Origin of the sequence: Streptomyces sp. 3214.6, from assembly GCF_900129855.1 — a bacterium.
In the GTDB taxonomy this organism is placed as follows: domain Bacteria; phylum Actinomycetota; class Actinomycetes; order Streptomycetales; family Streptomycetaceae; genus Streptomyces; species Streptomyces soliscabiei.
In genome coordinates, this window is the sequence record NZ_LT670819.1 from 635464 (window position 1) to 661700 (window position 26237).

A 26237-nucleotide genomic window follows, 5' to 3' on the forward strand; every position below is an offset into this window, starting at 1 on the left:
CGCGACGACGTCCGACCCTCCCTGGAACCTCTTCGATGATCGAATTACCGGACCTGGTGGCCGGCGGACTGACCGCCGGCACACTGTCCGCGCTCGCCCTCGGCGGCGGACTGCTGCGGCTACGGCGGCAACAAGCCCGGCAGCGAGCGGAGATCGCCGCCCTGCGCACCCAACTCGACGGTTCCCTGCGGTCGTTCACCGCGGAGGTCGAGCATCTGGCCGTGCGGCGCGTGCCGGCCGCCGCCCGCCAGGTGGCCCATCCGCACCTGACGGTGCCGGGCCCGCTCCAGCCGCTCACCACCGGCACACCCCTGGGCATCGCCCTGGAGAACGTGGTGCTGGCGCTGCAGTCCGAGGTGGCCGCCCAGCGCACCCGGGTCGACGCCGCGGCGCAGGCCGGGATGCGGGGTGCCACCCGGGAGATCCAGGCGGCCCTCTACCGGCTGCAGGACGCCCTGCGTGGACTGCAACAGCGCTACGACGACCCGGAGTTGGCGCAGACCCTGTTCCGGCTGGACCACGAGAACGAGCAGTCGCTGCGCCGCGCGCAGGTCGCCGCCGTGGTGTGCGGGGCGTGGGTCGGGCTGGCGCGCGAGGAGTCCCACCTGGTGGACGCGGTGACCGGCGGTCAGGCGCGCCTCGCCGGCTACCACCGCGTCAAGGTCCACAACCACCTGGAGCCCGGTACCGCCCTGGTCTCGCACGCCGTCGAGCCGGTGGCCATCATCGTCGCCGAACTGCTCGACAACGCGCTGCGGCACTCCGCCCCGGACACCGACGTCGTGGTGAGCCTGGAGCACGTCCACCACGGGGCGTGCGTCACGATCGACGACGCGGGTCTCGGCATGACACAGGACGAACGCGACCGCGCCCAGCGGCTGGTGGCCGGTGACGACCCCATCCTGCTCACCGACCTCGGCGATCCGCCGCGCATGGGGCTGGCCGCGATCGGGCGGCTGACCCGGCAGTTCGACCTGGCCGTCGACGTCTCCTCGGCCTCCCCGTACGGCGGGGTGCGCGCGGTGCTGCGGGTCGACAGCCACCTCCTGAGCAGCCTCGACCCGGCCGACCGGCCGCCGGCCGCGAGCGCCCCGCGCACCACGCGTACGACACGCCCGGCTGTGCCCGACCGGCCCGCGCCCGCCCACGCGTACGACACCGAGGCCGGCGTGCCCGAGCCGCCGCCCGGGCATCACGAACCGCCGGACGCCGACGGCCTGCCACAGCGCCGTCGCCGCGGCCGGGCAGCCGTACCGCAGGAGACTCCGGTGCGGCGTCCGGCGCGCGCCCCGGAGGAGGCCGCGGCCGCGCTCGGCGCGCTGCAGTCCGGCACGGCGGCGGCCCGCGCCGCCGCCCGGAACACCGGCGAGGGCGTCCACCCGGACACCCCGGCCGACGACACCGACCAGACCGACGACGAAGGGGGAGCGGCCGGATGACCAGCCGCAACACAGGCGACACGGCATGGGTGCTGGACCCGATCCTGCAGGTGCCGCACGTGCTGGCCGCCGTCATGCTGACCCGGGACGGGCTCGTGACGGGCTACACCGATGCCCTGTCGCAGCCGTCGGCGGAACGGGTGGCCGCCATCACCAGCACGGTGCAGGGGGCCTGCCGGACCGCGGCGGCCGCGTTCGCCGACCGGGAGCGGGCCGACGTACGGCAGATCGTCATCGAGTCCGACCACGGATATGTGCTGATCGTGCCGACCGACCACGGCACCTGCGTGGCCGCCTACGGCGACGGCGAGGTACGGCTGGACCTGCTGGCGCACCGGGTCCACTCCCAGGTGGCGCGACTGGGCGAGAAGGCCATGGCGGCCCCGCCCCGAGGAGCCGACGACATCCCCTCGGCATGACCCGCCGCCCGGCCGGCCGACCCCTGGTCCCCGCGTATCTGTCGACCGGCGGAGTGACCCGGCCCAGCCGCCCCCACCTGGAGCGGCTGTCAGTGCTCGCCCGCAGCGGGGAGCCGCTGCCCACCGGGCTCCCCGCCGCCGAACTCGCCCTGCTGGACACCCTGGAGAGCGGATCGCTGGCAGTGGTGGAGGCGGCAGCGCTGCTCCGGCTGCCGGTCTCCGCGGTGCGGGTGCTGGCCGCCGACCTCGTCGACCGGGACCTGGTCCTCGCCCGCGCGCCGATCCCGCCCGCCGACCGGTTCGACCCCGACCTGTTGAAGAGAGTGGCCGATGGCCTCCGCGCCCTCAAGCACCGCACCTAGCGCCGGCGCAACCGGCGCCGTCCACCTGCCGGACACCGCCCGCGACCTGGTGAAGATCCTCGTCGCGGGGCCGTTCGGGGTGGGCAAGACGACCCTGATCGACTCGGTGTCCGAGATCCGGCCGCTGCACACCGAGGAGCACCTGTCCGAGGCCTCCGCGCTCGTGGACGACCTGGCCGGAGTGCGGGAGAAGACGACGACCACCGTCGCCATCGACTTCGGCCGGATCAGCCTGCCCGGTGACGTCGTGCTGTACCTGTTCGGCACGCCCGGGCAGGAACGCTTCCGTGAGCTGTGGGACGACATCGCCTACGGGGCGCTGGGGGCGCTCGTCCTGGTCGACAGCCGCCGGCTCGACGCGTCGTTCGACGTGCTGGGCCTGGTGGAGGAGAGCGGGCTGCCGTACGCGGTCGCCTTCAACGCCTTTCCCGACGCACCCCGCCACTACGGCGAGGAGCAGCTGCGCCGGGCGCTGGACCTGGAGCCCGGGACGCCGATGGTGACGTGTGACGCGCGGGACGCGAACTCCTCGATCGACGCGCTGCTCGCGCTGGTCGACCATCTCGTCGGCCGCGACCCCGTGGAGGCCCGGTGACTGCCTACCCCGCCGACCGGCGCGACTTCTCCCGCTCCGTGCCCGTACGCCTGTGGGAGGACGGCTTCGCGCCGGATCCGCACCGCTACTACAACGCGCTGCGCGCCCAAGGGCCCGTCGGCTGGGCCGAGTTGGCCCCCGGAGTGCCCGCGTACGTGATCACCGACCGGCGGGCCGCGCTGGACGTGCTGCACGACGAGGAGACGTTCTCGCACGACCCGCGCGCATGGGAGGCGACCGTGCCCGTCGACTCGCCAGTGCTCGGCATGATGCGCTGGCGGCCCAACGCCCTGTTCTCCGACGGCGCCGCGCACCTGCGCTATCGCACCACCCTCATCGACGTCTTCGACCTGGTGGAACCGCACGACCTGCGCGAGCGGGTGCACCGGGCGGTGCGGCTGCTGGCCGGGCGTATCGGTCCGCACGGCGCGGCGGACCTGGTCGCGGACTTCTCGCGGCCCCTGATGGCGCTGGTGTTGAACGACCTGTTCGGGCTGCCGGACGCTCAGGGCGACCGGCTCAACGAGGGCCTGGGCAAGATGATGGAGGGCGGCGCGCAGGCCGCCGAGGGCGAAGCGCAGTACGCGCAGTACGTGCTGGAGCTCATCGCGGCCAAGGCCGAGCAGCCCGGCGACGACCTGCCCAGCCGGCTGCTGGACCATCCGGCCCGGCTGACCCGCGAGGAGGTCACCTGGCAGGTGTTCCTGACCCTCGGCGCCGGGTTCGAGCCGACCGCGAACCTGCTGTCCAACACGCTGTCCAGGGTGCTGGGCAACCCGCTCTACTACTCCACCCTCACCAGCGGCGCCCGCCCGGTCATGGACGCGGTGGTCGAGGTGCTGCACCACGAGACGCCGCTGGCGAACTACGGCATCTACTTCGCCCGCGAGCCCGTGGCCTTCCACGGGGTGTGGCTGCGCGAGGCGGTGCCGGTGGTGATGTCGTACGGGGCACTCGGGCTCCCCCCTGACCCGAGGGGCGGGAGAGGTGCCCCTGTCGCGGAGCGGCAGGTCACCGGCGGCCGACATCCGAACGACGCCTCGCACCTGTCGTGGGGGGCCGGGGCGCACGCCTGTCCGGCGAAACAGCACACGCTGCTCATCGTCACCGAGGCGATCGAACAGCTCACCCAGTGGCTGCCCGACCTCGACCCCGTCGTGCCGCGCGAGCGGCTGGCATGGCGGCCCGGCCCGTTCCACCGCTCGCTGACCGCTCTGCCCGTCCGGTTCAGCGCCCGCTCCGCCAGTTCCTCTCCCGACCCCTCAGGAGTCCATTCGTGACCGTGACCGACCGCATCGTCCTCGACCCGCTCGGCGCCGATGTGCACGCCGAGAGCGCCCGGCTGCGCGCTCTGGGCCCGATCGTGCCCGTCGAACTGCCCGGCGGCATCCCGGCCTGGGCGCCCACCGAGTACGACACCCTCAAGGCGCTGATCCTGGACCCGCAGGTCAGCAAGGACCCCCGGCGGCACTGGCGGCAGTGGGCGGAGCTCGGCGAACACCCCTCCTGGGGCTGGATCCTGGGCTGGGTCGGTGTGATCAACATGCTCTCCACGTACGGCGCTGACCACACGCGGCTGCGCAGACTGGTGGCACCGAGCTTCACCCACCGCCGTACGGAGGCGCTGCGTGAGCGAGTGGAGGCGATCACGGCGGAGCTGCTGGACACGCTCGACAAGGGCGAGGGCACCGTCGATCTGAAGGCCGGCTTCGCATACCCGCTGCCGCTGCGGATCGTCTGCGAACTCTTCGGCGTGCCCGAGGAGTTGAGGGCCGCCACCGGTCGGCTCATCGCGGCCATCATGGACACGTCCGACCCGAGCCCGGAGCACGCCGCCTTCGTACAGGAGCAGATCGGCACCGTGCTGGGCTCGCTCATCGCCCACAAGAGCGAGCACCCGGGCGACGACATGACGACCGAGCTGATCCGGGTACGCGACGAGGAGGGCGACCGGCTCAGCGACGAGGAGCTGCTGTACACGCTGCTGCTGGTCATCGGCGCCGGCTTCGAGACGACCGTCAACCTGATCGGGAACGCGGTGGTGGCGCTGCTGCACCGCCCCGAGCAGCTGGCGGCGGTGCGGCGCGGCGAGATCGGCTGGGAGGCGGTCGTGGACGAGACGCTGCGGCTGTATCCGTCGATCGCCACACTGCCGCTGCGCTTCGCGGTCAGCGATCTGAAGGTCGGTGACGTGACGATTCCCGCCGGGGACGCGATCATCACGACGTACGCGGCGGCGAACGTGGATCCGGCGCACTACGGGCCGGACGCGGAGGTGTTCGACGCGGCGCGCGCGGCGGACGACCATCTGGCCTTCGGGATCGGTGTGCACCGGTGCATCGGGGCCCCACTGGCCCGGATGGAGGCACTGACGGCGCTGCCCGCCCTGTTCGACCGCTTCCCCGCCCTGCGGCTGGACACCGGTGCCGGGGAGCTGCGGCAGGTCCCCTCGTTCATCGCGAGCGGCTGGCAGGAGATCCCGGTCCGGTTGCGGGACTGAGCGGGCGCGGGGGTGCGACCAGTCCCCCGTGCCGGTCGCACCTCCGCGGTGCTCCGAACCTACGTGCCCGCTGCCCGCGTTGTGTATCGTGCCGGTGCCCGCCCACGAGGCCGGAGGACTCACCTGTGCACAGCTGAGTCCGGATGGCCCGATTCGGCCCGCCCGGCCGATCCGTGCAGGTCGGGCTGGTCGAGGTCGCCGACCACCAGATGGGCCAGGACGACTTCGTAGAGGTCGCTGCCGGCGGCGAGGAGCTGGCGTTCCAGAACGGGTTCGGCGCTGCGGACATGTTCGCGCACGGTCTGCGCGTGCACGCCCAACCGGTGGGCGGCCCGTTCGGCGTTGCCGCCGGCGGCGATCCAGGCGCGCAGGGTGCCGCGCAGGTCACGGCCGTCGGTGTCGAGACGGGCCAGCAGGTCCTGCGCCCAGCCGCTCAGCGCGGGCCCGGCGAGCAGTTCACCGAGGCGGGCGGGGGCCGGCTCACCGCCCCTGAGGTCGTCCGCGAGGGCGACCTGCGCGTTGAGCGCGAGGTGGACGGCGGCCCGCACGGTGAGGTCGGAGAAGTCGGTGCGCAGCAGGGCCTCGACGCGTTCCATGCGGGCGCGGACGGTGTTGCGGCTGACGCCGAGCACCTTCGCCGCGCTGACGGCCGTGAACTCCAGACCGAGGCGGGTGGTGGCGAGGAGTTCGGCGCGGGTGTGGTGCGCCAGGACGTCGAGGGGGCGCAGCAGACGGGTCGTCCAGGAGCGCAGGACCTCGGGGTCCATCAGGCATTCGGGGTGGGTGCGTTCGGCGTAGACGGCCGTCTTGTCGGGTCGGAAGCGGGCGACGGCGAGGGCGCTGACGGCCTGGCCGTAGGCGGTGGCGGTGCGGGCGAGGCTCTGGCGGACGCTGCCGCCGAGGAACGCGCCGGGGTGGCGGTCGCACAGGGCGCGCAGGGCGCGGCCCGCGCTGTCGTCCGGGACGACGACGATGACGTGGCCGTCCATGGCGGGGCAGCGCACGACGAGGGCCTCGTCGTGGGTCTCCGCCAGGCAGGCCTCGGCGAGCCGGTCGCGTTCCTCGGGGCTGCTCTCGACGACGTAGACGCAGGCGGTGTCGGTGTCCAGCAGGCCGGGCCACAGCCCGGCGGCGACGCGGCGGGCGGCGACGGTGTCCTCGACCATGAGCAGTTGCAGGATGGCCAGGCGCAGGTCGGCGGTGGCGCGGGCCAGGCGGTGTCCGGTCGCCGCGGTCTGCTGTGCGCGCAGCAGGAGTTCCAGGGCGCCCACGGTGTGCGTGACGATGTCGGAGGCGCGCCGGTCGAAGGGGCTCGTGCGGGTCACGGCGAGCACGCCGGCGGCGGCCGGACGCGGGAGTTCGACCCTGATCAGGCGCACGTACCTGCCCCCGCCCTCCCAGGCGGCGGAGGCGAGGCGGCCGCCGGTGATGTCGGCGACCAGGCTCTCGTCCAGCGGGGTCGGCGCTCCGGCCAGGCCGGCGCCGGTGTCGTCGCGTAGGGAGACGGTCGCGTCGGCGGTGGCCGCCAGCCACTCGACGATTCTGCCGACGTCGCGTCCCGCGGGGCGCAGGTGGTCGAGGAGTTCCTGCGCCCACGCCGCGTCGCCGCCGTCCGCCGGGTCGGGGTGGGGGCTCTCGTCGTCCGGGCCGGCCATCTCGCCGCTCTCCTCGTCCCCTCACGGCCCGCGCGGGCCGAACCAGTCATATCGGTCCGGGACGTTACCTCACCCGGTGCGAACGCTCACCCGGTGCGAACGCTCCCCCGCGGCACTGCGGCCGGTGACCACGGAGGCGGCCGGTGTGGAGGAGCGGGGCCTGGTCCGTGTACGGGCGCGGTGACGGAGCGGGCGACACGGGCGCGGGCGCTGCTCAGTGCGCGGCGGTGTGCAGGTGGCGCGTCAGTGAGGCGAGTGCGTCCAGCGCCGCGCCGAGCGTGCCCAGCTCATCCTCGGTGAGGGACAGCTGCCCCTCGGAGTGCATGGGATGCGGGACGGCGGACGGGACCCGGCGGTCCGGGGTCCGGTACAGCGCGGGAAGACACGCCGCGAGCTCGCAGACCCACGTCGCGGGCCGTCGCCGAGAGGGCCGGCGGCCGCGGCACGGCATAAGCTCAGCCAATGGCGAAGTACTACGACGTGCACCCCGACAACCCCCAGCCGCGCACCATCTCCCAGGTCGCGGCCGCCATCCGGGCGGACGCGCTGATCGCGTACCCGACGGATTCCTGCTACGCGCTGGGCTGCCGCCTGGGCAGCAAGGACGGCATCGACCGGATCCGGGCCATCCGCGACCTGGACGACCGGCACCACTTCACCCTCGTCTGCCAGGACTTCGCGCAGCTCGGCCAGTTCGTGCGGGTGGACAAGGACGTGTTCCGCGCGATCAAGGCGTCGACGCCCGGCAGCTACACCTTCATCCTCCCGGCGACGAAGGAGGTGCCGCGCATGCTCCAGCACCCGAAGAAGAAGACGGTGGGTGTGCGCATCCCGGACCATGTCGTCACCCAGGCCCTGCTCGCCGAGCTCGGCGAGCCCCTGCTGTCCAGCACCCTGCTGCTGCCGGGCGAGGACGAGCCGATGACGCAGGGCTGGGAGATCAAGGACCAGCTCGACCACGTGGTGGACGGCGTGGTGGACTCCGGAGACTGCGGCACCGAGCCGACGACGGTCATCGACTTCTCCGACGGCGAGGCGGAGATCGTGCGGCACGGGGCCGGTGACACCTCCCGGTTCGAGTAACTCCCCCGCCGCTCCCGCGGGTTAGGGCCCCTCGCGGCCGGTTCGGTGGTGCGTGCAACGATGAGCGCGGACCGGCCCACGGCCGGACCGGTCGAGTACTCGTCGTGAACAGCACAGAGAGGCGCCCCCATGACCTCCGTACAGGGCACAGCCGTGGACATCCCCACCGAGGACGGCGTCGCGGACGCCTATGTCGCGCATCCGGGCGACGGGACGCCCCGGCCGGGCGTGCTGCTGTACCAGGACGCGTTCGGTCTGCGTCCGCACCTGCGGTCTATGGCCGACCGGCTCGCCGAAGCCGGCTACACGGTGTTGGTGCCCAACTTGTTCTACCGCCACGGGCGCGCCCCCGTCATGGAGTTGCCCGAGTTCATCGACCCCGCCGCGCGCCCGGAGATCTTCGAGTCGCTGTATCCGATGGTGCTGGCGCTGACCCCCGAGCTGATCGTCCGGGACGCGGACGCGTATCTGCGGTGGATGGAGGAGAGCCCCCTGGTCGCAGTCGGTCCGGTCGCGGTGACCGGATACTGCATGGGCGCCCGGCTCACCCTCCCGACCGCCGGCGCCCATCCGGACCGGATCGCGGCGGCGGCCGGTTTCCACGGCAGCCGTCTTGTCACCGACGCGCCGGACAGCCCGCATCTGGCCGCCGAGCACATCACGGCCGAGGTGTACTTCGGCCACGCCGACAACGACCCCGGCCTGCCGCAGGAGCAGATCGAGCGCTTCGAGGAGGCCCTCACCGCCGCCGGTGTCCGGCACACCTGCGAGGTCTACACCGGCGCCGAGCACGGCTATACGCAGGCCGACACCTCCGCCTACGACGAGCAGGCCGCGGAGCGGCACTGGGCCGCGTTGCTGGATCTGCTGAAGCGGACCTTCTGACCCCGACTCCCTTGACGGGGGCGTCTGCGGCAGGCCCTGCCGCAGGCGCTCTCTTTCGTTCACCTTGTTGACATGAGCACACCCCGATGTCACGTTGAGAGCGCTCTCAACAGGTACGGACCAACCCCCACAGGCCTGCCCCACAGGCCTCCCCGCACGGAGGTGGAGAGTGCTCACCAGGATCAGCACGGCACCGCTCGCGGCGATCGCCCTGATCGGCGCGCTGCTCACCCTCGGACCGCCGGCCGCGGCCGCCGTCCCCGACACCGTCCCGCTCAAGATCACCAACAACTCCGGCCGTGGCGACGCCCTGCACGTCTACAACCTCGGCACCCTGCTGACGACGGGACAGCAGGGCTGGGCGGACGCGAACGGCGCCTTCCACGCCTGGCCCGCCGGCGGCACCCCGCCCACCCCGGCGCCCGACGCGTCGATCGCGGGACCAGCCGCCGGGCAGTCCGCCACGATCCGCATCCCGAAGTTCTCGGGCCGGATCTACTTCTCGTACGGGCGCAAGCTCGACTTCCGCCTGACCACCGGCGGGCTGGTGCAGCCGGCCGTGCAGAATCCGAGCGACCCGAACCGCGACATCCTGTTCAACTGGTCGGAGTACACGCTGAACGACTCCGGGCTGTGGCTGAACAGCACCCAGGTCGACATGTTCTCCGCGCCGTACGCGGTCGGCGTGCAGCGCGCCGACGGGAGCACGGTGAGCACCGGGCATCTCAGGACCGGCGGCTACGACGGGTTCTTCTCCGCCTTGCGCGCTCAGCCCGGCGGCTGGGCGAACCTCGTCCAGAGCCGGTCCGACGGGACCGTGCTGCGGGCGCTCTCCCCGCTGTACGGGGTGGAGACCGGGGCCCTTCCGGCGAACGTCATGGACGACTACGTCAACCGCGTCTGGCAGAAGTACACCACGACGACCCTGACCGTGACGCCGTTCGCCGACCAGCCGGGCACGAAGTACTACGGCCGGGTCTCCGGCGGGGTCATGAACTTCACCAACGCCTCCGGAACGGCCCTCACCAGCTTCCGGAAACCGGACGCAGCGAGCATCTTCGGCTGCCACAGCCTCCTCGACGCCCCGAACGACGCCGTGCGCGGGCCCATCTCCCGCACCCTGTGCGCGGGCTTCAACCGCTCCACGCTGCTCGTCGACAGCAACCAGCCGGACACCACGACGGCGAACTTCTACCAGGACGCGGTGACCAACCACTACGCCCGCAAGATCCACGCCCAGATGGCCGACGGGAAGGCGTACGCGTTCGCCTTCGACGACGTCGGACAGCAGGAGTCGCTGGTCAACGACGGCGCGCCGCGCCAGGCGTACCTGACGCTCGACCCGCTGAACTGAGCGGCCGCGACGACGTCCCGCACGCCGAGCCGCCGCCCCCGGAGGAACCGACGGTCCAGGTGGAGGAAGGGGCGCGCGGGCCGACAGTCGGGAAACGCTTGCTTTTACCACTCCCGTAGACGTAGACCTTCTGTCGTAAACAGCCATCACTCTGGGGGGAGTTGGCGATGGACGGAACGATCGACGGATTCCGGTACGGGATGGTGACCCCGATCGCGGCCTATGTGATGGCCTGCTTAGGAGGAGCTCTGGGGCTGCGCTGCATCGTGCGGACGCTGCTCAACAACGATTCGTGGAAGCCGGGTTGGCTGGCCCTGGGGGCCGCTTCGATCGGCTGTGGCATCTGGACGATGCACTTCATCGCCATGATCGGCTTCCAGGTGGAGGAGACACGGATCGGCTACCACGTCGGTCTGACGGTGCTCAGCCTCGCCGTCGCGATCGCGGTGGTCGGCATCGGCGTGTTCATCGTGGGCTACCGGGGCGCCGGCCGCGGGTCACTGTCGCTCGCGGGCGTCGTCACCGGTCTCGGGGTCGCGGCCATGCACTACCTGGGCATGGCGGCGCTGCGGCTCAACGGGGACATCGACTACGCCCCGCCCACCGTGGCCCTGTCCGTGCTGATCGCCGTGGTCGCCGCGACGGCGGCCCTGTGGGCGGCCGTCACGATCCGCGGGTTTCTGCCGAGCCTCGGCGCCAGCCTGGTCATGGGCGTCGCCGTGTCCGGGATGCACTACACGGCGATGGCCGCGGTCAGCGTCCATGTGCACGGCGCCACGTCGTCGTGGGCCGGCGACAGCCCGACCTCGCTGCTGCTGCCGATGCTGATCGGCCCGGTCATCTTCCTGTTGCTGGCCGGGGTGGTGGTGATGTTCGATCCGCTGCTCGTACTCGGCGACGGCGAGTGGAACCGGCCCGCCCGCGCGGGGCGGGCCGGTGCGGCGCAGGAGACGGTCAGCGGGCCTGCCGCCGGCCGATCGTGGAGCGATGGGTGAGGGGTTCCCGCAGGCCGAGGTGGTCCCGCAGCAAGGTGCCGAGCAGGTGGTCGGGTGAGTGGGCGGCGCGGCGCCAGGCCGCGGGACGGGCGCCATCACCGTCGATATCGACGGCGAGCCGCAGGGCGGGGCCGGACATGGTGGTGCCTCCCGAGGGCACGACGAGACGACCGGCCCGACGGGCCGGCGTGGGTCAGCGGCGTACGGAAGGACAGACGGCGGAGGCGGTGCGGCAGTAGTCGACATGCCGTCGGATGATCAGGCGCATGCCCGTGGCGACACCGTGTGGTGCCGTACGAGATACGCGCATCCGGGCCTGCCCCGTCCGGGACGGACTGCCTCAAGCTACGTGGTCGGCCCCGGAAAATGTCAAGAGCAGTAGATGCCCGCGCATGGAGTCGGTCGGGGTGCGCCGGAGGGACGCGCGGGAGTACCCGCCCGTGGCCGTGCGTTGGATCATTGCTACGGTGCAGCGGTGTCTGACTCCTCACGCGATACCGCCGAAGGCGCCGGCTGGGGCGGCGCCGAACGCGGCGCCTACCAGCAGCTCATGCCGGGCCGGGTCGAGAAGATCTCGTGGCTGAATCCCCGAACGCTGTGGGCCGCCCGCAACGGCGTGCTGGCCTCCTGGTTCGGCGACCCGACGGGCCGCACCCGCGGCCGCCTGGTGGCGCAGCGCGCGGCGGCCGGCGCCCCCGCCGACAAGGTGATCCGGCGTCAGGACCCGGACGACTTCTCCTTCATGGTCATCGGCGACACCGGCGAGGGCGACGATCCCCAGTACGCCGTCGTGCCGGGCTTTCTGAGGGTCAGTCAGGGCACGTCGTTCGCCGTCGTCGCCAGTGACGTCATCTACCCGGTCGGCAGCGCCGACGACTACGGCACCAAGTTCTTCCGCCCGTACCGCGACTACCGCGCCCCCATCTACGCGATACCGGGCAACCACGACTGGTACGAGGACCTCGGCGCGTTCATGCGGGTCTTCTGCGGCGACACCCCGCCCCTGCCCGCCGAGCCCGCGCCGCGCCTGCTCAGCCGGGCCTGGCTGCGGTCCCTGCTGTGGCACCGGCCGCGCCCGGGCGACGGTCAACGGCTTTCCGAAGCACGCGAGTTGAGGTCGACCCCGGTCCAACAGGCCGTGCAGCCGGGGCCGTACTGGGCGATCGACTCCGGGCCGGTGCGGATCATAGGGATCGACACCGGACTGCTGGGCACCCTCGACGCCGAACAGGGCGCGTGGCTGCGCGAGGTGTCCCGGGGGCCGCGGCCGAAGATCCTCATCACCGGCTCACCCCTGTACGTCGACGGCGAGCACCACCCGTGCCCCATCGAGGGCGGCGGCACCGTCGACGACATCGTCAGCGCGCCCGAGCACCGCTACGTTGCGGCGATAGGCGGCGACATCCACAACTACCAGCGCTATCCGGTGCGGCTGGCGGACGGCCGGACCCTGCAGTACGTGGTCTCGGGCGGCGGGGGCGCCTTCATGCACGCCACGCACACCATCCCCCGGGTGTCCGTCGCCGGCGTCACCGAGCAGGACTTCCGCTGCTATCCGCTGCGCGGCGACTCCCTCGCCTTCTACAGCCGGCTCTACGGGCGCCGGCTGCGGCTGCGCCGCTTCTTCGCGCTCACCGAGGCGGAGGGCCAGGCGGTCGTCGCCGAGCGGCTGGGCATCGGGCCAACCCGGACGCCGGGCCCCGAGGTGCGGCTGACGCGGCGGATCCGGCTGATCGCCGGCCTGCTGGGCACCGGGAGCCGCCCGGACCGCCGCAAACGGTTCCGGCTGCCCGTCCGCAAGATCTACACCCAGCTGTTCTCGCCGAGCTCGGCGACGTACAGCCCGCCGTTCTTCAAGTGCTTCCTGCGGCTGGACGTCACGCCGGAGTCGGTCCGGCTGCGCTGCTACGCGGCCACCGGCAATCTCGCGCAGGAACTGAACCCGCCGGTCGAGGACGAGGTCACCATCCCGCTGATCTGATCACACGCATGCAATGTTCGCCTGACAGAATCGGGGCAGAACCGACGTCCGACCGCTGGAGGAGTCCGTGTCGCCGACCTCACGCCCCTTGCGCAAGCTGGGCTTCCTTACCATCGGACTGTTCGAAGGGGACGACCCCGGCCGGGGTCACGAGACCACCCTGGAGATCATCGAGCTGGGCGAACGGCTCGGCTTCGACAGCGCCTGGGTGCGCCACCGCCACCTGCAGTACGGCATCTCCTCCCCCGTGGCCGTGCTGGCGGCGGCCTCGCAGCGCACCCGCCGGATCGAGCTCGGCACCGCGGTCATCCCGCTGGGCTGGGAGAACCCGCTGCGTCTCGCGGAGGACCTGGCGACGGTCGACGTCCTGTCCGGGGGCCGGCTCAACCCGGGGGTGAGCGTCGGCCCACCGATGCACTACGACCAGGTCAAGGAGGCCCTGTACCCGGACACGTCCGGCGCGGAGGACTTCGGCTACGAGCGGGTGCGGCGACTGCTGGACTTCGTACGCGGCAAGTCCGCCACCGACTTCAGCGGGGTCGAGGGCTTCGAGGTGTTCTCCGACCGGGTGCAGCCGCACTCCCCGGGCCTCGGCCGCCGGCTGTGGTACGGCGGGGGCAGCCTGAGCTCGGCGCGGTGGGCCGGGGAGCACGGCATGAACTTCCTCACCAGCAGCGTCGTCAAGGCCGAAGGGCCGGACGACACACGGGACTTCGCCGACATCCAGCTCTCCCACATCCGCGCCTTCCGCGCCGCCCACCCCGACGGCGCCTCGGCCCGCGTCTCCCAGGGCCTCGTGGTCATCCCCACCGACTCCGCCTCACCCGAACAGCGCGTGAAGTACGAGGAGTTCGTGGCCAAGCGGCTGCCCCGCACGACTTCCCCGCAGGGCCCGGCCCGGCTGCTGTTCGCCCCCGACCTGGTGGGCTCCTCGGACGAGATCGCCGAACGCCTGCACGCCCACGCCGCGTTCCGTGAGATCGACGAGGTCGCCTTCGCGCTGCCGTTCACCTTCGAGCACGAGGACTATGTGCAGATCCTGACCGACATGGCGACGAAGCTGGGTCCGGCGCTGGGCTGGCGGCGCTCCGGTTGATCGATGCACCCCCTGTCCCCGAGGCTGGAAGGACGACACAGTCGAGGGAAGGCCCCATCGTGATCAACATCCCGGAGCACCCGCTCAACGACGGCATGAAGCTCCCGGCCCTGGGCCTGGGTACCTGGCCGATGGACGACGCCCAGGCGGAGGAGGCGGTGGCCGGGGCGCTCGGCCTGGGCTACCGGCTGCTCGACACGGCGACGAACTACCGCAACGAGAGCGGGGTCGGCCGCGGGGTGGCCCGGAGCGGGGTGGCGCGCGAGGAGATCGTGGTGACCACGAAGCTGCCCGGCCGTCATCACGGCTACGAGGAGACCCTCGCCTCCTTCGAGGAGTCCCGGCAGCGGCTGGGTCTCGCCTACGTGGACCTGTATCTGATCCACTGGCCGCTGCCCCGGGTCGACAAGTACGTCGACTCCTGGCGGGCCATGATCAAGCTGCGCGAGGACGGCCTGGTCCGCTCGATCGGCGTCTCCAACTTCACCGCCGAGCACATCGAACGGTTGGAGAAGGAGACGGGCGTGCTGCCCTCCGTCAACCAGATCGAGCTGCACCCGCTCTTCCCGCAGGACGCGCTGCGCGCCGTCCACCAGGCCAAGGGCGTCCGCACGCAGAGCTGGAGCCCGCTGGGCCGTGGCTCGGCGCTCCTGGACGATCCGGCCGTCGTCGCCGTCGCCGAGGCGCTGGGCGTGACTCCGGCCCAGGTCGTGCTGCGCTGGCACCTCCAGCTCGGCGCGGTCCCCCTTCCGAAGTCGTCGAGCCCCGAGCGGCAGCGCGCCAACCTCGATGTCTTCGGCTTCGAACTCGGCCCGGCGCAGATGGCGGCGATCGCGGACCGGGTGCCGGAGCGCCTGGGCGGGGATCCCGAGGTGCACGAGGAGTTCTGAGCGGCGTCTTTCCGGTCAGCCGGTGAGTCCGGCGTCGCGGGCCAGCAGGGCGGCCTGGACGCGGTTGGTGACTTCCAGCGCGGCCAGGATGCGGCTGACGTGGGCCTTGACGGTGCTCTCCCGCATGGCGAGGCGGGTGGCGATGTCGGCGTTGGTGTCGCCCCGGGCGAGAAGGGCGAGCACGTCGCGTTCACGGGGGGTGAGCCGGTCGAGGCGGGCCTGGGCGGCGGTGGCCCGGGGCTGGTCGGCCGCGTGGTAGCGGTCGATGAGGCGACGGGCCGCGGTGGGGTGGAGCATCGCCGAGCCGGCGGCCACCAGATGGACGGCGCGCAGGATCTCGGCCGGGTCGGTGTCCTTGAGCAGGAACCCGTCGGCTCCGGCGGCGAGGGCGTCGTAGACGTACTCGTCGAGGTCGAAGGTGGTCAGCGTGATCACCTTCGGCGGGGGGAGCAGGGCTCGCAGCCGGGTGGTGGCGGTGATGCCGTCCATACGGGGCATGCGCACATCGACGAGGGCCACGTCGACGCGGTGCGCGGTGGCCTGGGCGACGGCCTGGAGGCCGTCGGCGGCCTGGGCGACCACCTCGATGCCCGGATCGCCGTCGAGGAGGTCGGCCAGGCCCAGGCGGACCAGGGCGTCGTCGTCGACGATCATGGTGCGGATCATGAGCGGGCGCCGTTCTCTGCGTTGCCGGTGGGATGGTGGATGCGGGCGGCCAGTCGCCAGGCGCCCGCCCCGGCAGGGCCGGCGGTCACCTCACCGCCGAGGGCGGTGACGCGTTCGCGCAGACCGATGAGCCCATAGCCGGAGCCGACGGTGTCCGCACGGTGTGTGCCGGAGGGATTGGTGACCTCGACGACGGTGTCCGGCGGCCGGTAGCCGACGCGGACGGTCACCTCGGCCCCCTCGGCGTGCTTGCGGACGTTGGTCAGCGCTCCTGGACGATGCGGTACACCGCCAGCCGGTGGGTGGTGGGAGCCTGCTCGGGTTCGCCGTCCGTGATCAGCTCGACGCGCTGCCCGGCGGAGCGCGCCACGTCGACCAGTTCCCGCACGTCCCTCACGGCGGGTGTGAGCGCGGAACCCGGCTGCGTGGCGTCGGGGTCGCGCAGGGCGCCGACCACGTCCCGCAGGTCGGCCAGGGCTTCGACGGACGCGGTGCGCAGCAGACCGAGGCGTTCGACGACCGGTGCGGGCAGGGTGGCGCTCCTGGTGGCGAGGACACCGGTGTGCAGGGCGATCAGGCTCAGCCGGTGGGCCAGCACATCGTGCATCTCGGTGGAGATACGGGACCGCTCCGCGGCCCGGGCCGCCTCTTCGCGCAGCTGCGCCTCCACGCGCAGATGTTCGACGTCCGAGGCCAGCGCCTGGATCAGGCGTCGCCTGTTGCCCAGCCAGAGGCCGACGAGCACAGCCAGCAGCGGCACCAGCAGAGCCGACGCATAGGTCTGTGCCGTCCACAGCCGGGTGTCCGGGTAGCTGAGCAGGTTGGCGCCCAGCGCGGCCAGGGCGCATCCCACGGCCAGCCGCGCCCGCAGGACCACCGCCAGGTCGAACAGGGCGATGCCCAGCAGCGGCAGCAGCGGCCATCCCCACCAGGCGGTGGCCACGGTGACCAGCAGCGGGGCGGCCGGCCACCGCCACCGGGGCACGACCAGAGCCGCTCCGCACAGCACGGCGGCGACGGTCACGGGGACTTGGTGACGGCCGTTCTCGACCGACGTCACGTTCAGCGCGGCGGCGGCCACACACACGGCCACCAGGGTCACGCGCCCGTAGGCAGCCCAGGTCCGGTGCTCTCTCCCGCTCACCCCGGCAATCCTAGGCAGGTCCTCCTGCCGCTCCCTCCGACGAACTGCTCGCCGCGCCCCCTACTTTCGTCGGGGCCGGCCGCCGCACAACGGCTGATCCGATGCCGGACGCCGTTTTCTAGCGTCGAAATCATGAACGACTGGACGACCTCTCGTGCCCGTGTCCTGGCGCAGCGCCGCGCCGAAGGCCTGATCCACCTGATCGACACGGCCCGCGAGCCGCAGCTCATGGCCGGCTGTCGCGCCCGCCGCGCCGCCGGCCGCCGCACCGCCGGGGCCGGTCATCTGCCGCGGGTGCACGGCCGGCGCCCGCGGCGCCCTGCTGTCGCCCCGCCCGGTACACAGCACGCGGCGGACGGAACGCGGCGGTGAACGCGCTGTCCGACATCCTCGGCCACCTCCCTCCGGCCGCCGCCTACGCGGTGGTGGCCCTGGCCGTGCTGGCCGAGTCGGTCCTCCTGGTCGGCGCCTTCATCCCGACGCTCACCCTGCTGCTGACCGCGGGCGCACTGGCCCGCACCGGCCACATCGGCCTTCCCCCTGTCGTCGCCGCCGCGGCCGGCGCCGTGGTGGCGGGCGACTTCCTCGCCCATCGCACGGGCGCACTCCTCGGTGATCAACTGTGAGCGGGCACCGTGGGCCGGCGCATCCCCGGCACCGCCTGGCAGCGGGCCGAGACCCTGATGACGCGCCACGGCGGCCGGGCCGTCCTCCTGGCCCGTTTCCTGCCCGTGGTCCGCACGCTCGCCCCCCATTTCGCGGGCGCCACCCGGCTGCCCTACCGCCGCATCGCCCCTTACAGCGTCGCCGCCGCCGGTCTGTGGGCGGCGGCCGAAGCCGGCGTCGGCTACGCCGCGGCGACGTCTCTTCAGCGGATCCTCACCCTGGGCGGCCCCGCCGTGGCCCTGGTCGTCCTGTCGGTGATCGGGGCGTCGCTCCTGCGGCGTCGCTCCGTCCTGCGCGCACGCCGCGCCGCGCCCGCCCGGCCCTGCGTGCCGCTCACTGCCGCTCCAGCGACTGCTCCGCCCAGATCGTCTTGCCCCGGCCCGTCTGCCGGCTGCCCCAGCGCTGGGTGAGCTGCGCGACGAGCAGCAGTCCGCGGCCGCCCTCGTCGAAGGCGTGCGCGCGGCGCAGGTGGGGCGAGGTGGAACTGCCGTCGGAGACCTCGCAGATGAGGGTGCGGTCGCGGATCAGGCGGAGCTGGATGGGGGCCGCGCCATAGCGGATGGCGTTGGTGACGAGTTCGCTGACGACGAGTTCGGTGACGAACGCGGCCTCCTGAAGGCCCCAGGCGGACAGCTGCTCGGTGGCGGCCTGCCGGGTGGCGGCCACCTGCGCGGGGTCCGGGGTGACGTCCCAGGTGGCGACGTGATCCGTGCCGAGGGCGCGGGTGCGGGCGAGCAGCAGGGCGACGTCGTCGCTCGGCTCCTCCGGCAGGACGGCCTTGAGCACCGTGTCGCAGAGGGCGTCGAGGGTGGCGGCGGGTGCGGTCAGGGCGCTGCACAGTTCGCCGGTGGCGCGGTCGACGTCACGGTCGCGGTCCTCGATCAGACCGTCCGTGTACAGGGCGACGACGCATCCCTCGGGCAGCTCCAGCTCGACGGCCTCGAAGGGCAGTCCACCGACGCCGAGCGGGGGCCCGGGGGTCATGTCGACGAGGCGTGCGGTGCCGTCGGGCAGGACGAGGGCCGGTGCGGGGTGGCCGGCTGCGGCGAGGGTGAGCCGGCGGCTGACGGGGTCGTAGACGGCGTAGAGGCAGGTGGCGCCCAGCTCGGCGACGTCGTCGCCGCCCTCGTCGTAGGCCGCCAGATGGGTGACGAGGTCGTCGAGGTGGGTGAGGAGCTCGTCGGGCGGCAGGTCCACGTCGGCGAGGGTGCGCACGGCCATGCAGAGCCGTCCCATGGTCGCCGAGGAGGGGATGCCGTGCCCGACGACGTCCCCGACGACGAGGGCGACCCGGCTGCCGGAGAGCGGGATGACGTCGAACCAGTCGCCGCCGATGCCCGCCGTGGAGCCGCTGGGCAGATAGCGGTGGGCCACCTCGACGGCGGCCTGTCCGGACAGGCCGCGGGGCAGCAGGCTGTGCTGGAGGGTGAGTGCGGTGGTGCGTTCGCGGGCGAAGCGGCGGGCGTTGTCGATACAGACGGCGGCCCGGCTGGCGAGTTCCTCGGCGAAGACGGCGTCGTCGGCCTCGTAGTCGTCGACATGGGCGATACGGACGCCGACCAGGACGCCGAGGGTGGTGCCGCGGGCTCGCAGAGGCACCGAGATCACCGAGTGAACGCCGGTCCGGTGGCGGCGTCCTTCGGGGGCGCGCGCGTTGCGTTCGGCGACCCACTGCATGAAATCGGGCTCACCCGCCTGCAGACGGATGGCGCGCCCCTCCCGCAGGGCGCGCGCGGGCGGACTGAAGGGCGGATGGACGTCGGTCTCGCCGAGACGGACCGCTGCCTCCGGGGTGCCTTCGTGGGCGGACCCGTGGGCGACCCGGCGCAGCACGACCTCGCCGTCCGGGACGGGCGGCGGTTCCTCGGCGCCGAGGACCCAGTCCAGCAGGTCGACGCTGACGAAGTCGGCGAACCGGGGAACGAGGAGATCGACCACCTCCTCGGTGGTGCGCACCATGTCGAGAGTGGTGCCGATCGAGGCCGCGGCCTCGTTCAGCAGGGCCAGCCGCTGGCGGGCGAGGTACTGTTCGGTGCTGTCGAAGGAGGCCACGGCGACACCGACGACCTCGCCCGTTGGCTCCCGCACGGGCCACATCTCGGTGGTCCACGCGTGCTCCCGGTTGAGGGAGGGGGCGCCGGTCCAGCTCTCGTAGCGGATCGGGCGGCCGGTCTCGACGACATGACGGAGGTGCCAGTTGAAGCCGCGGCTGTGCTCGGCCTCCTGGATGGTGTCCGGGAAGTAGCGGCCGAGCAGAACGTCCTCGGAGACGCCCATGACCTTGCAGGCGACCTCGTTCAGACGCAGATAGTGCTGGTGGGGGTCGAACACGGACATCGACATGGACGCCTGCTGGAAGGCCCGTCCCGCGAGGGTCGGTTCCGGGGCCGACGGCCGTTCGGTGGTGAGGGTCCAGCCGACGGGCTCCCCGTCGGGGCCCAGCACCGGGCAGGCGGTGACGGTCAGGGTGACGTGCCGGCCGTCGCGGTGGCGTACCACGACGGGCCGGGTCCACGCCGACGCCGGAACCCTCGGGAACTCCTCGGCGAGCAGATCGGTCACCGCCCGCCCCACGGCCTCTTCGGCCGTATGGCCCGTCAGCAGACGGGCACCCTCGCTCCAGCCCGTCACGATGCCGCGGGCATCGATGACCGCCGCAGCGACGACATGCTCCATGCCGTCCAGAATGGTCCCTTTGTCCCGCCGCATCAACCGCGCCGGTCCGGCCCCCGGCCCTCAGGCGCGGTGAGTGCGGAGCACGTCGAGGGCGCGGTCGGCGTGGGTGTTCATGCGCAGTTCGCTGCGTACGACCTCCAGGACGGTGCGGTCCTGCCCGATGACGAAGGTGACCCGCTTGGTGGGGGCCAGGGAGAAGCCGCGCTTCACGCCGAACCGTTCCCGCACCGCGCCGTCGGCGTCGGACAGCAGCGGCATGCCGAGCGTGTGCTTGCCGGCGAACTCCTGCTGACGGTCGACGGAGTCCCCGCTGATGCCGACGGGGCGGGCGCCGACGGCGGCGAACTCGGCGGCCAGGTCACGGAAGTGGCAGGCCTCGGCGGTGCAGCCCGGGGTCAGGGCGGCGGGATAGAAGAAGAGGACCACCGGCCCCTCGGCGAGCAGGTCCGTCAGAGTGCGCACGGTGCCGGTCTCGTCCGGCAGGGCGAAGTCCTCCACGACGTCGCCGGTCTCCAGAGCCTTGGTCATGCCCGTCCCTCCAGGGTGTTCACGATGTCGGTGCGGTCGGCGACGCTGCGGGCCCACAGCACGAGGGGCGCCTGCAGGGGCAGGCGGCCGACGGCGGCGGCCTTGAGCGGGGTGGGGCGGTGACGCCAGTCCCACGCCATCTTGACGTTGGCGGGGAAGACGCCGACGAAGAACGCCGCCGTCGCCAGCGCGGCCGTCCTGCGGGTCCGGGGCAGGGCCACCCCGGCCGCCAGCGCCAGTTCGGCGACGCCGCTGGCGTACGTCCAGGTCCTGGGCGAGCCGGGCAGCGCGCGCGGGACGATCGCGTCGAACGGGCGCGGCACGGCGAAGTGGGCTACGCCCATGCCGGCCAGCAGACCTGCCAGCAGCAGGGGTGAGCGTTCGGACCGGGGCACGGTTCCTCCTCAGATGACCTCGCGCCCGAGATTACGGGAGGGCAGAGGGGCGGCCGGAGGCGGGGTACGCGGTCGGGGTACCTGCTCGGGGACCTCAACTCGCGGGCGGCACGGTGCTGTTGCCCGCCGGGAGGGTGCGCCGGGTACTCCGCTGGTGCCGGCCCGGGGTGTAGCCGTACGCCGTGCGGAACACGTCGATGAACGCGCTGGCGGAGGACCAGCCGCAGCAGTGGGCGACCGTGGTGACGGGTGTGTCGTCGGCCAGCAGACGCAGGGCGTGGTAGAGGCGGGCTCACCCTGGCGGCGGTGGCCGTGTCCGGGATCGGCGTCGCCGCCTATCACCCGGAGGCCGCGCGGGCGGCCCGTGCCGTCTCGGGTGGCCGTCACACGGCGATGGGCTGGTTCGCGCTCGGCGGGAACGTCGGCTTCGCGCTCGCTCCGCCGCTGGTCGCGGCCGTGGTCGCGACCTGGGGGCTGCGGGCCTCGCCGCTGCTGGGCCTGCCGGCCCTGGCGTGCGTGGCGCTGTGCGCGGCGGCGGTCCGCTCGGCGGCCGACCGCACCGGGCCCGCCCCGGCGGCGGCCGAGGGGGCGGCCCGGGACGACTGACCGTCGTTCCTGCGGCTGTCGGGTGCGGTCGTGTGCCGGTCGATCGTCTTCGTCAGCCTGAGCACGTTCGTCCCGCTGTACGTCCGCGAGCGCACCGGGCGCGGGGCGGCGGTGGGAACGGCCGCGCTGTGCGTGCTGTACGCGGGCGGTGCGGTGGGGACGCTGGCCGGGAGCCGACTGGCCGAGCGCTACGGGCGACTCGGGGTCGTACGCCACTCGTACGCCCTGACGGTGGTGGCCGTGGCCGGTGTGCTGCTGGTCCCGGGCCCGCCCCTGCTCCTGTTCGTCGTGCTCGCCTCGGCCGGGCTGTACGTCCCGTTCTCGCTGCACGTGACGCTGGGCCAGGACTGTCTGCCCCGGCGCGTGGGCACCGCGAGCGGTGTCACCCTGGGGCTGACCGTGAGCGTCGGGGGCGCGGCAGCTCCGGCTCTGGGCGCGCTCGCGGACGCCACGTCCCTGCGGACGGCCCTGCTGCCGCTGGTCCTGCCGCCCGTGGCGGCCTGGCTCCTGCTGCGCGGCCTGCGCGAGCCGGTTCCGGCGACCGCTCTTCCGGCCGAAGCCGGTTCACGCGCCTGAGCGTCAGACGCGGGGCGCGGCGGCCGGCTGCTCGGGCTCCTCTTCGACGGCGTAGGCGAGGAAGTCGTCGACCATGCGGTGGAAGAGTGTGGCGAGCCGGCCCAGCTCCTCCGGGGACCAGTCGGAGAGCGCCAGTTGCATCCCTCGGACGCCCGCGTCGCGGACCCGGTCGATGGCCGCGCGGCCGGCCTCGGTGAGCTCGATCCGCTGGGCCCGGCCGTCCTGGGGGTCGGGGACCCGGGTGACGTATCCGGACTTCTGGAGCTGCTGCACCGTGCGCGTCACATGGGAGGCCTCCACGCCCAGGCGCTGGGCCAGCTCCCCCGGCCGCAGCGGCTCGGAGTCGGCCACCTGCCGCAGCAGCGCCACGGCGGCGCGGTCGAGAGGGACGCCGGCCAGCGCCATCAGCCGGTCGTGCTGGCGGGCGCGGGTGCTCAGATAGGTGATGCGAGTGAGCGCGCGCTCGATCTCGATCACTTCCGGCGAGGCGACGGAGGGCAGGGGGAGCGGTTCGGTGGACATGAGGCCCACTTTACCATCTTGTTGCGTAACTCAAGTAATTTACCCTGCGGGTCCACATTCCCGGCGAGCACACCGATCAGGTCACTTGCTTGACTCAAGTAATCCACATGTGATTGCCTAACTCAAGCAATACAGTGGACCCAACCGTCGGCCGGCCCTCCCCCAGGGGCGTGACCGCACAGACCGGAGTCGCCTTGAGCGGAGACGACTCCCAGGCGCCGAACCCGTGGGGACGGGCTCGGCGCGGTCCCGGGCCCGGCCGCCGGCTCACTCCCCCCGACCGGCGCCGGGCCCCGTGGCCTCCGAGATCGGCGAGTGTCCGGTGCCCGGGACCACGCCCAGCCGGTCGTCAGCGCCTACCGGGCCGGCCTGGCGGCGGCCCCTCCGGTGGCGCCGAACGCGTACCCAGGCGCGTCGGGCACAGCGCCGTTCAGGCGAAACCGGCGCGCGTGCGGCGTGCATCGGTCCGGCCGTGTCCACACCTCACCCGTGACACTCCCCCACATCGCCCCGATGCTCGCCACCCCGGGCCGGCTGCCGCCCGCGGCCCACGACGCGCGTTGGGCCTACGAGACCAAGCAAGACGGACAGCGGGCCGTGGTGTACCTCGCCGGAGACGGCGGTATCACGCTGCGCGCCCGCTCGGGAGAGGACATCACCGGCGCCTACCCCGAACTGCGCCCCCTGGGCGACGCGCTCGGCGCCACACCGGCCGTGCTGGACGGCGAGGTCCTCGCCCTGGACGAACGGGGCCGGGCCGACTTCCAGTTGCTGCAGGCCCGGATGGGGCTGGTCCAGGCACCGGGCAAGGCCGCCCGGCTGGCGGCGACGGCGCCCGTGCACCTCGTGCTGTTCGACGTCCTGCACCTCGGCGGCCGCTCCCTCCTGCCGCTGCCCTATCTGCGGCGCAGATCCCGGCTGGAGTCGCTGGCGCTGGAGGGGCCGTTCTGGTCGACGCCCGGGGCCCTGGTCGGGCACGGACGCGAGGCCCTGGAGGCGACCCGCGCCCACGGTCTGGAGGGGCTCGTCTGCAAGCGGCTGGACTCGGTGTACGAGCCGGGCGTGCGCTCCCGAGCCTGGATCAAGATCCGGAACATGCGCGTCGCGGACGTCCTGGTCGGCGGCTGGCTGCCCGGCAAGGGCCGGCTGTCGGGGCTGCCCGGCGCCGTCCTGGTCGGCCAGCGGTCCACGACGGGGCTGCGGTACGTCGGCGGGGTGGGCACCGGCTGGAGCGAGGCCGAGCGGGTCGAACTCGCCTCGCTGCTGCGGGCCGCCGCGACGGACGTGTGCCCCTTCGACCCCGTGCCGCAGGCGGCCGGCGCGCACTGGGTCGTGCCCCGGCTGGTCGGCGAGGTCCGCTACAGCACCCGTACCCGGGCGGGGCTGCTGCGCCAGCCGTCCTGGCTGCGGCTGCGGCCGGACCTCACGCCCGAGGAGTCCGCGGCCGACCTCCCGGACATTTCCTCCTGACCTCACCTCAGCAGCCGGCTATTGGGCTGCGCTTCACCACCGGTACGCCCGCAACCCCGAGGAGGACGCGGTGTCATCACCGAAGTTCAAGGCCCACCGCAGGAGGTGGCTCACCGGGCTCGCCGGTGCCGGCGCGCTCGTCGTCGCCGTCCCGTCGGTCGCCTTCGCCGTCCCGCCGGCGGCGCTGCCGTCCAACGCCGAGGCCGCCGAGCTCGCTACCAGCCCGCGTTCGACTACGACACCGACGGCTGCTACCCGACCCCCGTCATCGGCCTCGACGGCACGATCAACGGCGGCCTGAAGCCAACCGGTTCGCTCAGCGGCGCCATGACGCGTCCGACCTGGACAACACCAACAGCTACTCGCGCTACAAGTGCAACAACGGCTGGTGCGCGTACCTGTACGGCCTGTACTTCGAGAAGGAGCAGGCGTTGGCGGGCAGCAGCATCGGCGGGCACCGCAATGACTGAGAGCATGTCGTGATCTGGGTGCAGAACGGCCAGGTCCAGTACGTCTCGACGTCCAACCACGCTCGTTGTTCGGCAGCGCCAACTTCGGTCTGAAGGACGCGAACTTCGCCAACCACCTCGCGTCGGCCAAGCCGTCGGGTATCGCCTTCGATCCCGCCGCGTGAGTCCCGGCCGCCGTCCGCGCCATCTGTTCCTCGGCCGTGGACGGCGGCGCACGCACACCCCATGATGACCTGATGGATCTTCACGACGAACTCCCGTCGGCCGTCCGGGCCAAGGAACTGCTGGCCCTCGCCGAGGAGCACCACGCCCGCCCCGCCCGCTCGCTGGGCCTCCACGAGGTCGCCGGGCACCTGGTGAAGGCGTACGCGCTCGAGGCGCCGGGCCGCACGGTGTCCGAGCCGTTCGCCGAGGAGGCGCTGCGCATCGCCGCCGGGCAGCTGGCGCTCGGGGAGCAACGGGGCTCGCTGGGCCTCGCCGTCCTGATCGCGCACGCGGGCGGCGACGGCGACTACGTCCTGCTCCTCACCTGGATCGAGGGAGACATGTCGGATCTCGCCGTGTTCACGGGCCCGGTCGGACAGCCGCAGGAGCTGCGGCCGGGGCGGGCGGGGCTCGCGCCGTGCGTGTGGGAGGCGGCCGTGTTCGCCCATGAACGCGACGCGTTCGTCCGCCGGATCCTCGACGGCACGGGCCCGTTGGCCGAGCGGCTGACCGCGTGGGGCGCGGACACCGTCGAGGGGGGCGTCAGGTGAGCGCCGCCCGGGTTCGGTCCGCCGAGCGCTCCGACCTGCCGCGCGTCGCCGAACTCGCCGGCCTGCACGCGGAGTACGAGCGTGCCGCCCCGCCCGCACCCGACCTCGCGGAGCGTCTCGCCGTGCTCCTCTTCGACACCCCCGCGCCCCGGCTGTGCTGCCTGGTGGCGGAAGCGCCCGACGGTGCGATCGTCGGCTACGCGACCTGCGCGCCCGAGCTCTCCACCTGGGAGGGCCGCGAGTACCTCTACCTGGACTGTCTGTTCCTCGCCGACGGCCACCGCGGCCTGGGCCTGGGCGCCCTGCTGATGGACGCGGTCGCGGACCGGGCCCGCGACCTGGGCCTGTCCGAGGTGCAGTGGCAGACGCCCGCCTGGAACGAGGGCGCCATCCGCTTCTACGCCCGGCTCGGCGCTCTCGGCACGGACAAGCGGCGCTTCAGCCTGCGCCTCTCTCCCTGAAACCGGCCTGCGGCGCGGCGCACGGGTCGCGAGGGTCTATCGTGTCCC

The 26237-nt window shown here is 72.9% G+C and carries 28 protein-coding genes and 3 pseudogenes; 21 read left to right on the plus strand and 10 right to left on the minus strand.

Features of this window, described 5'->3' with window-relative positions:
- The first annotated feature begins 35 nt into the window (after window positions 1-35).
- From B5557_RS02705 to B5557_RS02730, 6 genes are read left to right on the plus strand one after another with little or no spacing between them, the layout of a single operon-like run.
- On the plus strand, window positions 36-1439 hold the full coding sequence (locus tag B5557_RS02705; protein ID WP_079657581.1) for an ATP-binding protein: 1404 nt from the start codon (window positions 36-38) through the stop codon (window positions 1437-1439).
- Complete coding sequence (locus B5557_RS02710; protein ID WP_079657582.1) at window positions 1436-1858, plus strand: roadblock/LC7 domain-containing protein; 423 nt, start codon at window positions 1436-1438, stop codon at window positions 1856-1858. Before B5557_RS02705 ends, B5557_RS02710 begins: the two co-directional genes overlap by 4 nt.
- Window positions 1855-2220 (plus strand): DUF742 domain-containing protein, encoded by a 366-nt coding sequence (locus tag B5557_RS02715; protein ID WP_079657583.1) that lies wholly within the window; start codon window positions 1855-1857, stop codon window positions 2218-2220. The genes B5557_RS02710 and B5557_RS02715 overlap by 4 nt, the downstream gene beginning before the upstream one ends.
- Window positions 2189-2815: a GTP-binding protein gene (locus B5557_RS02720; RefSeq protein ID WP_079657584.1), complete on the plus strand. Its 627-nt coding sequence runs from the start codon at window positions 2189-2191 to the stop codon at window positions 2813-2815. The genes B5557_RS02715 and B5557_RS02720 overlap by 32 nt, the downstream gene beginning before the upstream one ends.
- Entirely contained in the window at window positions 2812-4095 is a 1284-nt protein-coding gene (locus B5557_RS02725) for a cytochrome P450 (protein WP_079664554.1), read from the plus strand. The genes B5557_RS02720 and B5557_RS02725 overlap by 4 nt, the downstream gene beginning before the upstream one ends.
- The gene (locus B5557_RS02730) at window positions 4092-5315 is read left to right on the plus strand and encodes a cytochrome P450 family protein (protein WP_173877635.1); all 1224 of its coding nucleotides are present in this window, start codon (window positions 4092-4094) and stop codon (window positions 5313-5315) included. Before B5557_RS02725 ends, B5557_RS02730 begins: the two co-directional genes overlap by 4 nt.
- 119 nt (window positions 5316-5434) lie before the next feature.
- On the opposite strand, the gene B5557_RS02735 is transcribed toward B5557_RS02730, so the two are convergent.
- Window positions 5435-6970: a helix-turn-helix domain-containing protein gene (locus B5557_RS02735; RefSeq protein WP_079657586.1), complete on the minus strand. Its 1536-nt coding sequence runs from the start codon at window positions 6968-6970 to the stop codon at window positions 5435-5437.
- 462 nt (window positions 6971-7432) lie between these two features.
- Between B5557_RS02735 and B5557_RS02740 the strand changes: the two genes are divergently transcribed.
- From B5557_RS02740 to B5557_RS02755, 4 genes are all read left to right on the plus strand, one after another.
- Window positions 7433-8053 carry an L-threonylcarbamoyladenylate synthase gene (locus B5557_RS02740; RefSeq protein ID WP_079657587.1) on the plus strand — a complete coding sequence of 207 codons (621 nt, stop codon included), beginning with the start codon at window positions 7433-7435 and terminating at the stop codon, window positions 8051-8053.
- A 129-nt stretch (window positions 8054-8182) separates the two neighbouring features.
- Window positions 8183-8938, plus strand: coding sequence for a dienelactone hydrolase family protein (locus B5557_RS02745; RefSeq protein ID WP_079657588.1), 756 nt, complete (start codon window positions 8183-8185; stop codon window positions 8936-8938).
- Window positions 8939-9107: 169 nt separating this feature from the next.
- On the plus strand, window positions 9108-10292 hold the full coding sequence (locus tag B5557_RS02750; protein WP_079657589.1) for a glycoside hydrolase family 64 protein: 1185 nt from the start codon (window positions 9108-9110) through the stop codon (window positions 10290-10292).
- A gap of 167 nt (window positions 10293-10459) precedes the next feature.
- Entirely contained in the window at window positions 10460-11287 is an 828-nt protein-coding gene (locus B5557_RS02755) for an MHYT domain-containing protein (protein ID WP_079657590.1), read from the plus strand.
- Here B5557_RS02755 and B5557_RS02760 read toward each other — a convergent pair.
- Window positions 11247-11426, minus strand: a complete 180-nt coding sequence (locus B5557_RS02760) for a hypothetical protein (RefSeq protein ID WP_079657591.1) — start codon at window positions 11424-11426, stop codon at window positions 11247-11249. The two genes, B5557_RS02755 and B5557_RS02760, sit on opposite strands and share 41 nt — an antisense overlap.
- A 336-nt stretch (window positions 11427-11762) precedes the next feature.
- Between B5557_RS02760 and B5557_RS02765 the strand changes: the two genes are divergently transcribed.
- From B5557_RS02765 to B5557_RS02775, 3 genes are all read left to right on the plus strand, one after another.
- Window positions 11763-13268 carry a metallophosphoesterase family protein gene (locus B5557_RS02765; RefSeq protein ID WP_079657592.1) on the plus strand — a complete coding sequence of 502 codons (1506 nt, stop codon included), beginning with the start codon at window positions 11763-11765 and terminating at the stop codon, window positions 13266-13268.
- Window positions 13269-13335: 67 nt separating this feature from the next.
- The gene (locus B5557_RS02770) at window positions 13336-14364 is read left to right on the plus strand and encodes an LLM class flavin-dependent oxidoreductase (RefSeq protein ID WP_079657593.1); all 1029 of its coding nucleotides are present in this window, start codon (window positions 13336-13338) and stop codon (window positions 14362-14364) included.
- A 59-nt stretch (window positions 14365-14423) separates the two neighbouring features.
- Complete coding sequence (locus tag B5557_RS02775; RefSeq protein WP_079657594.1) at window positions 14424-15254, plus strand: aldo/keto reductase; 831 nt, start codon at window positions 14424-14426, stop codon at window positions 15252-15254.
- Between the two features lie 15 nt (window positions 15255-15269).
- Here the strand turns inward: B5557_RS02775 and B5557_RS02780 are convergent, their stop codons facing one another.
- The 3 genes from B5557_RS02780 to B5557_RS02785 are packed head-to-tail and all read right to left on the minus strand — an operon-like array spanning window position 15270 to window position 17064.
- A complete protein-coding gene (locus tag B5557_RS02780) occupies window positions 15270-15920 on the minus strand; it encodes a response regulator transcription factor (protein ID WP_079657595.1) in 651 nt (216 codons plus the stop codon).
- The gene (locus B5557_RS45855; protein ID WP_331716818.1) at window positions 15917-16150 is read right to left on the minus strand and encodes a hypothetical protein; all 234 of its coding nucleotides are present in this window, start codon (window positions 16148-16150) and stop codon (window positions 15917-15919) included. The genes B5557_RS02780 and B5557_RS45855 overlap by 4 nt, the downstream gene beginning before the upstream one ends.
- A 32-nt stretch (window positions 16151-16182) precedes the next feature.
- Entirely contained in the window at window positions 16183-17064 is an 882-nt protein-coding gene (locus B5557_RS02785) for a sensor histidine kinase (protein ID WP_331716819.1), read from the minus strand.
- Between the two features lie 132 nt (window positions 17065-17196).
- Between B5557_RS02785 and B5557_RS02790 the strand changes: the two genes are divergently transcribed.
- The 3 genes from B5557_RS02790 to B5557_RS44745 are packed head-to-tail and all read left to right on the plus strand — an operon-like array spanning window position 17197 to window position 18140.
- Window positions 17197-17436, plus strand: a complete 240-nt coding sequence (locus B5557_RS02790) for a hypothetical protein (RefSeq protein WP_079657596.1) — start codon at window positions 17197-17199, stop codon at window positions 17434-17436.
- Complete coding sequence (locus tag B5557_RS44740; RefSeq protein ID WP_231976232.1) at window positions 17433-17690, plus strand: hypothetical protein; 258 nt, start codon at window positions 17433-17435, stop codon at window positions 17688-17690. The genes B5557_RS02790 and B5557_RS44740 overlap by 4 nt, the downstream gene beginning before the upstream one ends.
- Before the next feature lie 9 nt (window positions 17691-17699).
- Window positions 17700-18140, plus strand: a complete 441-nt coding sequence (locus B5557_RS44745) for a DedA family protein (RefSeq protein WP_231976233.1) — start codon at window positions 17700-17702, stop codon at window positions 18138-18140.
- Here the strand turns inward: B5557_RS44745 and B5557_RS02800 are convergent.
- The 4 genes and pseudogenes from B5557_RS02800 to B5557_RS02815 form a co-directional block, all read right to left on the minus strand.
- On the minus strand, window positions 18064-20406 hold the full coding sequence (locus tag B5557_RS02800; RefSeq protein ID WP_079664555.1) for a SpoIIE family protein phosphatase: 2343 nt from the start codon (window positions 20404-20406) through the stop codon (window positions 18064-18066). The genes B5557_RS44745 and B5557_RS02800 overlap by 77 nt on opposite strands.
- Window positions 20407-20466: 60 nt before the next feature.
- Complete coding sequence (locus tag B5557_RS02805; protein WP_079657597.1) at window positions 20467-20934, minus strand: peroxiredoxin; 468 nt, start codon at window positions 20932-20934, stop codon at window positions 20467-20469.
- Window positions 20931-21329, minus strand: coding sequence for a DoxX family protein (locus B5557_RS02810; RefSeq protein ID WP_079657598.1), 399 nt, complete (start codon window positions 21327-21329; stop codon window positions 20931-20933). The genes B5557_RS02805 and B5557_RS02810 overlap by 4 nt, the downstream gene beginning before the upstream one ends.
- A 94-nt stretch (window positions 21330-21423) precedes the next feature.
- Window positions 21424-21621: pseudogene (locus tag B5557_RS02815) on the minus strand (helix-turn-helix domain-containing protein); the annotation flags it as partial.
- Here B5557_RS02815 and B5557_RS02820 point away from each other — a divergent pair.
- Window positions 21609-22511, plus strand: a pseudogene (locus B5557_RS02820) (MFS transporter); the annotation flags it as partial. The pseudogenes B5557_RS02815 and B5557_RS02820 overlap by 13 nt on opposite strands.
- 3 nt (window positions 22512-22514) lie before the next feature.
- Here the strand turns inward: B5557_RS02820 and B5557_RS02825 are convergent.
- Window positions 22515-23033, minus strand: a complete 519-nt coding sequence (locus B5557_RS02825; RefSeq protein WP_079664556.1) for a MarR family winged helix-turn-helix transcriptional regulator — start codon at window positions 23031-23033, stop codon at window positions 22515-22517.
- 489 nt (window positions 23034-23522) lie between these two features.
- On the opposite strand from B5557_RS02825, the gene B5557_RS02830 reads away from it, so the two are divergent.
- The 4 genes and pseudogenes from B5557_RS02830 (at window position 23523) to B5557_RS02845 (ending at window position 26189) form a co-directional block, all read left to right on the plus strand.
- A complete protein-coding gene (locus B5557_RS02830; protein ID WP_079664557.1) occupies window positions 23523-24503 on the plus strand; it encodes an ATP-dependent DNA ligase in 981 nt (326 codons plus the stop codon).
- A 70-nt stretch (window positions 24504-24573) separates the two neighbouring features.
- Window positions 24574-25137: pseudogene (locus B5557_RS02835) on the plus strand (NPP1 family protein).
- Between the two features lie 72 nt (window positions 25138-25209).
- On the plus strand, window positions 25210-25728 hold the full coding sequence (locus B5557_RS02840; protein WP_079657599.1) for a hypothetical protein: 519 nt from the start codon (window positions 25210-25212) through the stop codon (window positions 25726-25728).
- Window positions 25725-26189, plus strand: coding sequence for a GNAT family N-acetyltransferase (locus B5557_RS02845; RefSeq protein WP_079657600.1), 465 nt, complete (start codon window positions 25725-25727; stop codon window positions 26187-26189). Before B5557_RS02840 ends, B5557_RS02845 begins: the two co-directional genes overlap by 4 nt.
- The last annotated feature ends 48 nt before the right edge of the window (window positions 26190-26237 follow it).